This window comes from Stenotrophomonas sp. TWI700, from assembly GCF_039673645.1.
GTDB lineage: Bacteria > Pseudomonadota > Gammaproteobacteria > Xanthomonadales > Xanthomonadaceae > Stenotrophomonas > Stenotrophomonas maltophilia_AA.
Genome location: NZ_JBDJMB010000001.1, coordinates 226,240 through 238,645, shown reverse-complemented (window position 1 = coordinate 238,645; position 12,406 = coordinate 226,240). Strand labels below are relative to the sequence as shown.

Here is a 12,406-nt window from a genome sequence, read left to right as displayed (position 1 = left end):
CGCACCATGAGCAATCAACCCTTCATCGGCGCCAAGGAATACTTCCCCGGCATCGGCCGCATCCCCTTCGAAGGCCGGGGCTCGGACAATCCGCTCGCGTTCAAGGTCTATGACGCGGACAAGGTCATCGGTGGCAAGACGATGCAGGAGCATCTGCGCTTCGCGGCCTGCTACTGGCACACGTTCTGCAACGCCGGGCATGATCCGTTCGGTCCGGGCACCCGCGATTTCCCGTGGGAAACCGGCTCCCCGATGGCGACCGCCGAGGCGAAGGTGGACGCGGCGTTCGAGTTCTTCACCAAGCTCGGCGTGCCGTACTGGTGCTTCCACGATATCGACCTGGCGCCGGATGCGGACGACGTCGGCCAGTACGAGAAGAACCTGAAGCACATGGTGGGCCTGGCCAAGGCACGGCAGGATGCGACCGGCATGAAACTGCTATGGGGCACGGCCAACCTGTTCTCACACCCGCGCTACATGAATGGTGCGTCCACCAATCCGGATTTCGCCGTGGTGGCGCGCGCCGCCGTGCAGGTGAAGGCGGCCCTGGAGGCGACGGTTGAGCTGGGCGGCGAACACTATGTGTTCTGGGGTGGCCGCGAAGGCTATGCCTCGCTGGCGAACACGCAGATGAAGCGCGAGGTCGATCACTTCGCGCGGTTCCTCACGATGGCGCGCGACTATGGCCGCAGCATCGGCCTGAAGGGCAACTTCCTGATCGAACCCAAGCCGATGGAGCCGATGAAGCACCAGTACGACTTCGACAGCGCGACCGTGGCGGGCTTCCTGAAGGAGCATGGCCTGCACAAGGACTTCAAGCTCAACATCGAGGCGAACCACGCCACGCTCTCCGGCCACACCTTCGAGCACGATCTGCAGGTCGCCTCGGACCACGGCCTGCTGGGCAGCATCGACGCCAACCGCGGCAACGCGCAGAACGGCTGGGATACGGATCAGTTCCCGACCGACCTCTACGACACCGTGGGCGCGATGCTGGTCGTCCTGCGGCAGGGCGGCTTGGAGGGCGGCCTGAACTTCGACGCCAAGCTGCGTCGCGAATCCACCGACATGGAAGACCTGTTCATCGCCCACATCGGCGGGATGGACGCGTTCGCACGCGGGCTGGAAGTGGCCCACGCGCTGCTCAACGACTCGCCGCTGGAACAGTGGCGCACGGCGCGCTACGCCAGCTTCGACAGTGGTGCCGGCAAGGAGTTCGCGCAAGGCGCGCTCAGCCTCACGGACCTGGCCGCACTGGGTGCCAAGGGCGGTGAGCCCAACCAGACCAGCGGCAAGCAGGAACGCTACGAGAACCTGCTCAACCAGTACCTGCTGCGCTGAGCGCGACAGTTCGCAGCGATGACACCGAACCGGGGAGGGGCAGGGCAATGAATCAAGCAGTGAGCGGTGGGGAGAACACCCGGCTGATCGTACTGATCAGCGTGGTGGCGACGATTGGCGGATTCCTGTTCGGCTTCGACAGCGGCGTGATCAACGGCACCCAGGACGGCCTGCACCAGACGTTCCAGTCAGGCGAGTGGATGCAGGGGTTCGAGATTGCCTCGATGCTGTTGGGCTGCGCCATCGGTGCCTTCAGCGCCGGCCGGCTGTCCGACCGCCTGGGACGCCGCAACGTGCTGATCGTCTCGGCGGTGTTGTTCCTGTTGTCGGCGATCGGGGCGGGTGCGGCGGCGTCCTCGACCCTGTTCATCATCGCGCGGGTGATGGGCGGCTTTGCGGTGGGTGCGGCCAGCGTGATCTCGCCGGCGTACATCGCCGAAGTCGCGCCGGCGCGTTACCGTGGCCGCCTCGCGACGGTCCAGCAGATCGCCATCATCAGCGGCCTCACCGTCGCGTTCCTGTCCAACTATCTGTTGGCCGCCACCGCCGGCGCCTCGACCGAGCCGCTGTGGGGCGGGTATGCAGCGTGGCGCTGGATGTTCTGGATGCAGGCGGCACCCTCGCTGCTGTTCCTGGCACTGTTGCTCACCATTCCGGAGAGCCCACGCTACCTGGTGGTGAAGCGCCGCAAGGACGAGGCGCTGCACGTGCTGACGCGGCTGTTCGGCGGTGCAGAGGCACAGGCCAAGCTGGCCGAGATCGACGCCTCGCTGTCGACCGACCACCATCGCCCGCGGCTGTCGGATCTCCGCAGCAAGGCCACCGGGAAGATGCGCCCGATTGTCTGGGTCGGCATCGGCCTCGCCATCTTCCAGCAACTGGTCGGCATCAACGTGGTGTTCTACTACGGCGCCGTGCTCTGGCAGGCGGTCGGTTTTTCCGAGAACGATGCACTGCTGATCAACGTGCTGTCCGGTGCGCTCAGCATCGGCGCCTGCATCGTCACCGTGCTGCTGATCGACCGCATCGGCCGCAAGCCGCTGCTATGGGTCGGCTCGGCCGGCATGGCGGTGTCGTTGGCGCTGCTGGTGGTCGCCTTCGCGAGTGGCTCGCTGGTCGATGGGCGCCTGCAGCTGCCCGGGAGCATGGGCACGCTGGCGCTGGTGGCGGCCAATGCCTACGTGGTGTTCTTCAATCTCTCCTGGGGCCCGGTGATGTGGGTGATGCTGGGCGAGATGTTCCCCAACCAGATCCGCGGCTCGGCACTGGCCGTGGCGGGTGCGGCGCAATGGACCGCGAACTTCGCCGTCACGGTGACGTTCCCCATTCTGTTGGCCGCCATCGGGCTCGCGGCGACCTACAGCCTCTACCTGGCGTCGGCCGTCATCTCGGTTTTCTTCGTGCTCAGGTACGTGCACGAAACCAAGGGCAAGGAACTGGAGCAGATGGAAGGATGAACACGATGACGAATCGACGCCTTACCCACGCCCGCCGTGGCGTGCTGCTGGCCGCACTGATCGGGGTGCTGGCTGCCTGCGGAAACGATGACAAGGCTGCTGCACCGGCGGCGGCCGATCCGGATCCGTGGCCGCAGGTGGCCTGGCCGTTGCCCCAGGATGCCGCGCTGGAGAAGCGGATCACCGACCTGATGGACACCATGACGGTGGAGGAAAAGGTGGGTCAGCTGGTGCAGGGCGACATTGCCAGCATCACGCCGGAGGACCTGCGCACCTACCGGCTCGGCTCGATCCTTGCGGGCGGCAACTCCGATCCTGGTGGCCGCTACGATGCCTCGCCGGCCGAATGGCTGGCGTTGGCCGATGCGTTCTATGCGGCCTCGATGGACACTTCGCAGGGCGGCAAGGCGATTCCGGTGCTGTTCGGCATCGACGCCGTCCACGGGCAGAGCAACATCACCGGCGCGACCCTGTTCCCGCACAACATCGGCCTGGGCGCGACCCGCAATCCGGACCTGCTGCGCCGTATCGGTGAGATCACCGCGCTGGAAACCCGTGCGACGGGCATGGAGTGGGCGTTCGCGCCGACCGTGGCGGTACCGCAGGACGACCGCTGGGGGCGTACCTACGAGGGGTACTCTGAATCGCCCGAGGTAGTGGCCAGCTATGCCGGCGCGATGGTCGAGGGCCTGCAGGGCAAGGTGGGCTCGCCAGGCTTCCTTGACGGTCGCCATGTCATCGCGTCGGTCAAGCACTTCCTAGGTGACGGCGGCACCACCGATGGCAAGGACCAGGGCGATACCCGGATCAGCGAGGCCGAGCTGGTGCGCATCCACGCCGCCGGCTATCCGCCCGCCATCGCGGCGGGCGCACAGACGGTGATGGCCTCCTTCAACAGCGTCAACGGCGAAAAGATGCACGGCAACAAGCCGTACCTGACCGATGCGCTGAAGGGGCGCATGCACTTCGGTGGTTTCGTGGTGGGCGACTGGAACGGCCACGGGCAGGTCAAGGGCTGCACCACCACCGATTGCCCGGCCACGATCACTGCCGGCCTGGACATGGCCATGGCGTCGGACAGCTGGAAGGGCTTCTACGAGACCACGCTGGCCGCAGTGAAGGACGGCACGCTTCCCCAGCAACGCCTGGACGATGCAGTGCGCCGGATCCTGCGGGTCAAGATGCGGCTGGGCCTGTTCGAGGCGGGCAAGCCGTCGTCGCGCGCAGTCGGTGGGCAGTTCGCACTCGTCGGCGCGCCGGAGCATCGTCAGGTTGCACGCCAGGCGGTGCGCGAATCGCTGGTGCTGCTGAAGAACCAGGGCGGCGTGCTGCCGCTGTCGCCGAAGCAACGCATCCTGGTGGCCGGTGATGGTGCCAACGACGTGGGCAAGCAGGCGGGCGGCTGGACGCTGAACTGGCAGGGCACCGGCACCACCCGCAAAGACTTCCCGAATGCAGACACGATCTACGAAGGTATTGCGCAGCAGGCCAAGGCCGCTGGCGGCGAAGCGCAGTTGGCGGTGGAAGGCGCTTACACCACGAAACCGGATGTGGCCGTGGTGGTGTTCGGCGAGAACCCCTATGCGGAGTTCCAGGGCGACCTGCCGACCCTGGCCTACAAGCCGGGGGACGACGCGGATCTCGCGTTGATCAAGCGGCTCAAGGCCGACGGCATTCCGGTGATCGCGGTGTTCCTCAGCGGACGCCCGCTGTGGGTGAACCGTGAGATCAATGCCGCCGATGCCTTCGTGGCGGCCTGGCTGCCTGGTTCGGAAGGCGCCGGCATTGCCGACGTGCTGCTGCGCAGGCCGGATGGCAGCGTGCAGCACGACTTCAAGGGCAAGCTGAGCTTCAGTTGGCCGCGCACCGCGACGCAGTACGCCAACAATGTCGGGCAGAAGGACTACGACCCCCTGTTCGCCTTCGGCTTCGGCTTGACCTATGCCGACAACGGTGATCTGGCCGCGCTGCCGGAAGCATCGGGCGTGACGGGCAACGAAGGGGCCGTCGGCGTGTTCTTCGCGCGTGGGGATGCCGGCTCCGGCATGGCCCTGCGCCTGGAGGGCAGCACAGGTCAGGGGGTGACCGTCACCCAGGTGCCGGAATCACTCGAGGGCGACCTGCTGAAGGTCACCGGCGTGGATCACCTGGCGCAGGAAGATGGCCGCCGTCTCGCGTGGTCGGGCAAGGGTGAGGCGATCGTCGCGCTGCAGTCGCACACGCCACTGGACCTACAGCGCGAGAGCAACGGCGACCTGATGCTGTTGACCACGATGCGCGTCGACGCCGCCCCCCAGGGCGAGGCGTGGTTGTCCGTGGGCTGCGGCACGGGCTGTTCGGCACGCGTCGTGCTCGGACCGGCGCTGGCAAAGCTGCCCCTGGGCCAATGGACCCGCGTGGGCGTGCCCTTGAAGTGTCTGGCGGCGGCAGGCGCGGAGGTCGGCAAGCTGGATCGCCCCTGGTCGATCGGGACGGCAGGCGCGATGACGCTCTCGGTGTCACGCGTTGCCCTGGGCGCCTTGAACGAAGCGGAGGCCACCATCGCATGCCCCGGCGCGTGACGATGCGCCTTCCGCCCTCAGCGCTTGGGCGGGCGCGCGACCGAGTCGCGCACCACCAGCCGGTGCGGCATGACGTGATCGGTCAACACGCGCGTGTCATCGCCCTTGCGGCGGATGGTTCGCAGCAGGATATCGATGGCGGCGTCCGCCATCGCAGCGATGGGTTGATGGAGGGTGGTCAGCTCGGGCCAGACGGTCGTTGCCGCCGACGTGTCATCGAAGCCCACCACCGACAGGTCACGGGGCACCTCGAGGCCGCGTCGGTGAGCAACGGAGATGGCCGCTGCCGCCATGTCGTCGTTGCTGGCGAAGATGGCCGTCGGCGGGCGACGCTGGGACAGCAGCTTCTCGGTCGCGGCAAGCCCCGAACGGTAGGTGTAATCCCCCTGTTCGACGAGGCCGGGTTCGACCTGCAGCCCTGCCTCCTGCAGGGCGGTGACAAATCCATCGTAGCGTCGCGCGCTCGCGCTGAGGTCGCTGCGGCCGCAGATGAAGCCGATGCGACGGTGCCCGTGCTGGATCAGGTGTTCGGCCATCTCCTTGCCCGCGTGGAAGTCGTCGATGCGGACGCAGGAAAGATCGTCCCTCAGGTGCCCCGACGCGATCGCGACCACCGGGATGCCGGCGCTGACCAGTTCGGTCACGGCCGCCTGCGACTCGCACAGCGGGGGCGGCAGGATGACGCCATCCACACGGCCAGCCAGGGCGCGCGCAGCGTTGCGCTCGGCCTCGGGGTCGAAGTTGTCCCAGTAGTGGATGACCAGCTGGATGGCCGCGTTGGACGCGACACGCAGCAGGCCCACCAGCAGCTCCCGCAGGTAGGCGCCGCTGGGGTTGGTGTAGATCAGCGCGATCCGCGTGTGCTGCGCCGCCGCCAGCGAACTCGCGGCCAGGTTGGGCGTGTAGCCCAGTTCGCGCACCGCGCGCATCACCCGTTCGCGCGTGACATCGCGCACCTTGCCTTGGTTGATCGCGCGCGACACGGTCATCGGCGAGACCCCGGCCAGGGCAGCCACCTCGTCGATCGTCACGCCGCTGGTTTTGCGGCGGACCGATTTCTTCGGCTTGTCCAATGCGTGTTGCCTTTCTTCTTTGTGACGCTGCCGCGAGGCGGGCACGTCCGCAGCTTACAAGGTTTGCTGGCGACACTGCTGCTCCGCCGGAATGTCGAGCGGTGTCACTGGATGTTGGGTGTCGCCCTGGCACTTTTCGCCTGCGCGGGCAGCGTGCGCGCAGAGGACGGGTACGCCCTCTGGCTGCGCTACGCACCGCTGGAACCTGCCCTCGCGACCGACTACCGGACACGGCTGGGCGGGGTCGTGGCTCCCGATCAGACCCCGACGCAACGTGCCGCGCGCGAGGAACTCGTGCGTGGCCTCACCGGCCTGCTGGGTCGCGCACCGCGGATGCAGAGGGCCCCCAGCGCGGACCCCAGCGTGGTGCTGGGCACCCCCGATTCGTCGGCCGTGATCGCGCCGCTCCGCAAGGAGATGGAATCACTCGGCGACGACGGCTACCTGCTCAGGCGTGCGCACATCGGCGGGCGCGAGGTGCTGCTGGTGGCTGCACGCCAGGATATCGGGGTGCTGTATGGCGTGTTCCATCTGCTGCGACTGCTGCAGACCGGCGCGTCACTCGATGCCCTCGAAGTTCGCGAATCACCACGGCTCCGGCTGCGCGTGCTCGACCACTGGGACAACCTGGACGGCTACGTGGAGCGCGGCTATGCGGGCCGCTCGCTGTGGGACTGGCAGACCCTGCCGGAGTGGCGGGACCCACGCTATACGGACTACGCGCGTGCCAACGCCTCGCTCGGCATCAACGGCACCGTGCTGAACAATGTAAACGCGAGCGCGCAGAGCCTTGCGCCGGCATATCTCATCAAAGCGGCCGCGCTGGCGGACATGTTCCGGCCGTACGGCATCCGCGTGTACCTGAGCGCGCGCTTCAGCGCCCCCATCGAGCTGGGCGGGCTGAAGACAGCCGATCCGCTCGACCCGGACGTGCAACGTTGGTGGCGCGACAAAGCTGACGAGATCTACGCGCACATTCCGGATTTCGGCGGCTTCCTGGTCAAGGCCAATTCGGAAGGACAGCCCGGACCGCAGGACTATGGCCGTTCGCATGCGGACGGTGCCAATCTGCTGGCTGACGCGCTGGCACCGCATGGCGGCGTGGTGATGTGGCGCGCCTTCGTCTACGCGCATGAGGTGCCCGAGGACCGCGCCACGCAGGCCTACACCGAATTTGCCGGCCTGGACGGTGACTTCCGCCCGAACGTGATCGTGCAGGTAAAGAACGGGCCCATCGATTTCCAGCCGCGGGAGCCGTTCCATCCCCTGTTCGGGGCCATGCCACGCACGCCGCTGATGATGGAGGTCCAGATCACCAAGGAGTATCTCGGCTTCGCCACACATCTGGTGTACCTGGGGCCGCTGTACGAGGAGGTGCTGCAGTCCGATACCCATGCAGGCAGCGCAGGCGCCACGGTCGCGCAGCTCCTGACCGGGATCGCCGGCGTGGCCAACATCGGCAACGATCGCACCTGGAGTGGGTCGCACTTCGACCAGGCCAACTGGTACGCCTTCGGCCGTCTCGCCTGGAATCCGGGCCAGTCCGCCCGCGACATCGCGGCGGACTGGGCAGCGATGACGTTCGCACCGGATCCCGAGGTGGTGGCGCCCATCGTCGACATGCTGATGGCCTCGCGCGAGGCCGCGGTGAACTACATGACGCCGCTGGGCCTGCACCACCTGATGGCGCGCGGGCACCATTACGGGCCCGGCCCCTGGGTGGACGGCGGTCCGCGCGCGGACTGGACCGCCGTGTACTACCACCGCGCCGACCGCGATGGCATCGGCTTCGATCGCACCGCGCGCGGCAGCAACGCGGTGGCCCAGTACGCCCCCGAGGTGGCCGCCGTGTACGGCAACCTGGCGCGGGTGCCGGAGCCGCTCCTGTTGTGGTTCCACCACGTTCCGTGGGATCACCGCATGGCCTCGGGACGACCGTTGTGGGACGAACTGGTGGGGCGTTACTCCCTGGGTGTACGCCAGGTAGAGGGCATGCAGGCCACCTGGGCAGGCCTGCAGGGCAGGGTGGATACGCAGCGGCATGCGCAGGTCGCCGCCTTCCTCGGCATCCAGCGGCGCGAAGCGCAGTGGTGGCGCGATGCCAGTGTGGCGTACTTCCAGTCGGTCAGCGGCAGGCCCTTGCCTGCGGGCGAAACCGCGCCACCACACGCGCTGGCCTGGTACCAGCACCTGCAGTTTCCTTCCGCGCCGGGAGATGGGCGATGAGTCGGCCACGGGCGATCCTCTGGATGCTGGCGACCGCCGTGGCATGCGCTGCCATGCCGGCCGTGGCACAGGAACCGGCAACACCGCTGTTGCATCCGCTGTTCCAGGATCACGCCGTGCTGCAGCGCGACCAGCCGATTCCGGTCTGGGGCCATGCTGCGCCCGGCACCCCGGTTTCCGTGGCGTTCGCGCGACAAACCGTTACCACGCGCGCGGATGACGGCGGCCAGTGGCGTGCAACGCTGAAACCCATTCCCGTTGGCGGCCCTCACGACATGACCGTGCGCGCAGGGCCCGCCACCCAGATCGTGCATGACGTGCAGATGGGCGATGTCTGGTTGTGTTCCGGGCAGTCGAACATGGAACTGCCGGTGTGGCGCGCGCTCGACGCAGACAGTGAGATCGCCTCCGCCACGCACCCGACGATCCGCCTGTTCACCGTGCCCAAGGCGGCAGCCGTTATGCCGCAGAGCACGTTCCCGGCGCCGACGGTGTGGAAGCCGGGGTCGCCAGCCGCGGTGCGCGACTTTTCCGCCGCCTGCTACTACTTTGCGCGTGAACTGCAGAAGACCGTCAACGTCCCGATGGGGTTGATCCAGGCGGCGTGGGGCGGCTCGCGGATCGAGGCGTGGACCAGCGCCGACGCGCTGCGTACGCAGGGCGGCATGGACCCCGCGCTTGACCTGCTCGCGGTCTACGCAAGCAACCCTGCGGCGGCAACCGCGGGCTGGGGCGAGGTATGGCAGCAGTGGTGGTCAATGCGCGACGGAGCCCGGCAAGGCGACACTCCCTGGCAGCCGGGCACAGACAGCACGGCATGGCACACGGCACCGGCCGCGCTGGGGGCATGGGAGCGTTGGGGCGTGCCGGCGCTTGCCGCGTACAACGGCATGGTCTGGTACCGCACCCAGGTCACGCTGACTGCCGCGCAGGCGGCGCAGGGCGCACGGCTTGCGCTGGGCGCCGTGGATGAGACGGACATGACCTGGGTCAACGGCGTGGCGGTGGGCAGCCAGTACGGTGCAGGGGAGGCGCGGCGTTACACCCTTCCGGCCGGTCTCTTGAACGCCGGTGAGAACACGGTGGTGATCAACGTGCTGGATACCTACGGCGAGGGTGGGCTGTCGGGACCGGCCGCCGCCCACGCGGTGGAGCTCGACGACGGCACGCGCATCGTCCTTGACGCACCGTGGCACTACCGGGTGGCGCCCGGTGCACAGGCACCGCCGCTGGCGCCCTGGCATGCCGCCACGGGTCTGTCGACGCTGTACAACGGCATGATCGCGCCGCTCGGCAGCTATGGCCTGCGTGGGATGCTCTGGTACCAAGGCGAGTCCAACACGGGTGACGGCGCCGCTTATGCCAACCGGCTGCGCAGCCTGCGCGATGACTGGCGCAGCCGGTTTGGTGCGCGGATGCCGCTGCTGGTGGTGCAGTTGGCCGGCTATGGGCAGCCGCCCCAGGCGCCGGTGGAGAGTGGCTGGGCACAGGTGCGCGAGGCGCAGCGTCGCGTCGCGGCGGAAGACCCGCATACCGGGCTCGCGGTGGCCATCGACATCGGCGATGCGTACGACATCCACCCGCCCAACAAACAGGAGCTGGGCCGTCGCCTGGCCCGGGTGGCGCGTCACGTGGTCTACGGCGAACGGGCGCTGGCACCTTCCGGCCCGACGGTGCGCACGGCGTCGCGCGCGCAGGGCGAAACAAGGATCGCGTTCGACAACGTCACCGGCACCCTGGTCACGACCGGTGCGAACGGCCCCATAGGATTCGAGCTCTGTGATGCCGACGCACGGCACTGCCGCTATGCCGAGGCGGTGCTGGAGGGGCGCGACGTGCTGCTGCCATGCCGGGATTGCCTGGATTGCGTGGATTGCGTGGAGCCGGCCAGCGGCCGGCACTACCGGAGCGGCGCGATGCATGTGCGCTACTGCTGGGCCGACGGCCCGGTGTGCACGCTGCGCGACAGCAGCGGTGCGCCGGCCGGGCCCTTCGATATTCCCCTCACTGCCGCCGAGGTTCCCTGATGCGCCTGCTGATTGCCACGCTGCTCCTGCTGCTGCCTGCTGCGCCATCGCTCGGTGCCACGCCGGCGCCGCCGGTCTTCTTCGACTGGTTTGAATACGCCGGTCACGACGCGGCCTTTGAAGCACCGCTGCCCGCCGGTCACTACCGCAACCCGATCCTGGCCGGCTTCCATGCGGATCCGAGCATCGTTCGCGCCAATGACCGCTTCTATCTGGTCAATTCCAGCTTCACCTACTTCCCGGGTATTCCGGTATTCGAAAGCATCGATCTGGTGCACTGGAAACAGATCGGCAACGTGATCGACCGCCCAACGCAGCTGGACTTCGATGGATTGAGCGTATCGCGCGGCATCTTCGCGCCGGCGATCGAATACCACGACGGCATGTTCTATGTGGTCACCACGGCTGTCGACAGTGGCGGCAACTTCATCGCGACCGCGCGCGACCCTGCCGGCCCCTGGTCCGACCCACACTGGCTGCCCAGCGTCGAAGGCATCGACCCGTCGCTGTTCTTCGACGAAGACGGCGCCGTCTACCTGGTGAACAACGATGTGCCGCCCGGTCCGCAGCGCTACGAAGGCCACCGTGCCATCTGGATGCAGCAGATCGACCTGGCCGCGTTCAAGCCGGTAGGGCCGCGCAGGGTGCTCATCGACGGCGGGGTGGAGCCGGCGAAGAACCCGATCTGGATCGAGGGGCCGCATGTCTTCAAGCGCGATGGCTGGTACTACCTCTCCGACGCCGAGGGGGGCACCGGGCCGCAGCATTCCCAGGTGGTCCTGCGCAGCCGCGAGGTCTGGGGGCCGTACCTCCCGTATGCGGGCAATCCGATTCTCACCCAGCGCGACCTGCCGGACGACCGGCCGCTGCCGATCACCAACGCCGGCCATGCCGATCTGGTGGAAGGTCCGGACGGCGCCTGGTGGGCGGTGTTCCTGGCCAGTCGCAATTACCAGACGCGCCACTACAACACGGGGCGGGAGACGTATCTGCTGCCCGTGCAGTGGCGGGATGGCTGGCCGGTGATCCTGCCGGCCGAGCAGGCCATCCCGTATGTGGTCAAGGCGCCGTCATGGATGCGGGGCGATGCCTCGCAGGCGCCATCAACCGGCAACTTCGTCGATCGCGAAGGTTTCGATGCACCGACGCTGGGCACGGGATGGTTCCAGGTGCGCGTACCCAAACGGGCGTGGGCAGACCTGGGCCTGCGCCCGGGCAGCTTGGCCGTGCATCCGCTGCCGGAGAACCTCGAGACGCTGCGTAACCCTTCTTTCCTTGGCCGCCGTCAGCAGCATCTGCGCTTCGAGGCCAGCACCGACATGACGCGGCCGGCGACGGGTGTGGCGGCGGGCCTTGCTGCGTTCCAGAGCGAGAGTTACTGGTACTTCCTGGGCGTGCGCAGCCTCGGCGGGGATCGCGTGGCGATCTTCCTGGAAGGGCGCGATGGCAGCGGGGCGACCCGCATCCTGGCCACGCGCAACGCGACGGCGTCCACGTCGCTGCGGCTGAAGATCGCCGGTGACGAGGGCAGCTATGCGTTCGCGTTCGACACGGGTGATGGGCAAGGCTGGCAGACGCTCGCCGACGACGTGGACGGAACGGTGTTGAGTACGGATCGCGCAGGCGGCTTTGTCGGCGCGCTGCTGGGACCATTCGCGCGCGACGAGCGCGCCTTGAGGAGCAAATGATGACGCATGCGCCTTACCTCTGCAGTGGCCGTC

The 12,406-nt window shown here is 67.8% G+C and carries 7 protein-coding genes; 6 read left to right on the top strand and 1 reads right to left on the bottom strand.

Annotated elements, in window-relative coordinates:
* Positions 1-6: 6 nt before the first annotated feature.
* From xylA to ABE473_RS00980, 3 genes are read left to right on the top strand one after another with little or no spacing between them, the layout of a single operon-like run.
* Positions 7-1,341: a xylose isomerase gene (gene xylA, locus ABE473_RS00990; RefSeq protein WP_346488134.1), complete on the top strand. Its 1,335-nt coding sequence runs from the start codon at positions 7-9 to the stop codon at positions 1,339-1,341.
* Positions 1,342-1,388: 47 nt separating this feature from the next.
* A complete protein-coding gene (locus tag ABE473_RS00985; RefSeq protein ID WP_346488133.1) occupies positions 1,389-2,798 on the top strand; it encodes a sugar porter family MFS transporter in 1,410 nt (469 codons plus the stop codon).
* A complete protein-coding gene (locus tag ABE473_RS00980) occupies positions 2,795-5,359 on the top strand; it encodes an exo 1,3/1,4-beta-D-glucan glucohydrolase (RefSeq protein ID WP_346488132.1) in 2,565 nt (854 codons plus the stop codon). The genes ABE473_RS00985 and ABE473_RS00980 overlap by 4 nt, the downstream gene beginning before the upstream one ends.
* A 17-nt stretch (positions 5,360-5,376) precedes the next feature.
* Here ABE473_RS00980 and ABE473_RS00975 read toward each other — a convergent pair whose 3' ends face one another.
* The gene (locus ABE473_RS00975; protein ID WP_346462363.1) at positions 5,377-6,432 is read right to left on the bottom strand and encodes a LacI family DNA-binding transcriptional regulator; all 1,056 of its coding nucleotides are present in this window, start codon (positions 6,430-6,432) and stop codon (positions 5,377-5,379) included.
* A gap of 111 nt (positions 6,433-6,543) precedes the next feature.
* Between ABE473_RS00975 and ABE473_RS00970 the strand changes: the two genes are divergently transcribed.
* The 3 genes from ABE473_RS00970 to ABE473_RS00960 are packed head-to-tail and all read left to right on the top strand — an operon-like array spanning position 6,544 to position 12,373.
* A complete protein-coding gene (locus ABE473_RS00970) occupies positions 6,544-8,658 on the top strand; it encodes an alpha-glucuronidase family glycosyl hydrolase (RefSeq protein WP_346488131.1) in 2,115 nt (704 codons plus the stop codon).
* Positions 8,655-10,685, top strand: a complete 2,031-nt coding sequence (locus ABE473_RS00965; protein ID WP_346488130.1) for a sialate O-acetylesterase — start codon at positions 8,655-8,657, stop codon at positions 10,683-10,685. The genes ABE473_RS00970 and ABE473_RS00965 overlap by 4 nt, the downstream gene beginning before the upstream one ends.
* The gene (locus ABE473_RS00960) at positions 10,685-12,373 is read left to right on the top strand and encodes a glycoside hydrolase family 43 protein (RefSeq protein WP_346488129.1); all 1,689 of its coding nucleotides are present in this window, start codon (positions 10,685-10,687) and stop codon (positions 12,371-12,373) included. The genes ABE473_RS00965 and ABE473_RS00960 overlap by 1 nt, the downstream gene beginning before the upstream one ends.
* Positions 12,374-12,406 lie beyond the last annotated feature (33 nt).

What these genes read in the sequence shown, in the direction of transcription:
- xylA (WP_346488134.1), top strand. Translation starts at nt 7, where the DNA reads ATGAGCAATCAACCCTTCATCGGCGCCAAGGAATACTTCCCCGGCATC.
- ABE473_RS00985 (WP_346488133.1), top strand. Translation starts at nt 1,389, where the DNA reads ATGAATCAAGCAGTGAGCGGTGGGGAGAACACCCGGCTGATCGTACTG.
- ABE473_RS00980 (WP_346488132.1), top strand. Translation starts at nt 2,795, where the DNA reads ATGAACACGATGACGAATCGACGCCTTACCCACGCCCGCCGTGGCGTG.
- ABE473_RS00970 (WP_346488131.1), top strand. Translation starts at nt 6,544, where the DNA reads ATGTTGGGTGTCGCCCTGGCACTTTTCGCCTGCGCGGGCAGCGTGCGC.
- ABE473_RS00965 (WP_346488130.1), top strand. Translation starts at nt 8,655, where the DNA reads ATGAGTCGGCCACGGGCGATCCTCTGGATGCTGGCGACCGCCGTGGCA.
- ABE473_RS00960 (WP_346488129.1), top strand. Translation starts at nt 10,685, where the DNA reads ATGCGCCTGCTGATTGCCACGCTGCTCCTGCTGCTGCCTGCTGCGCCA.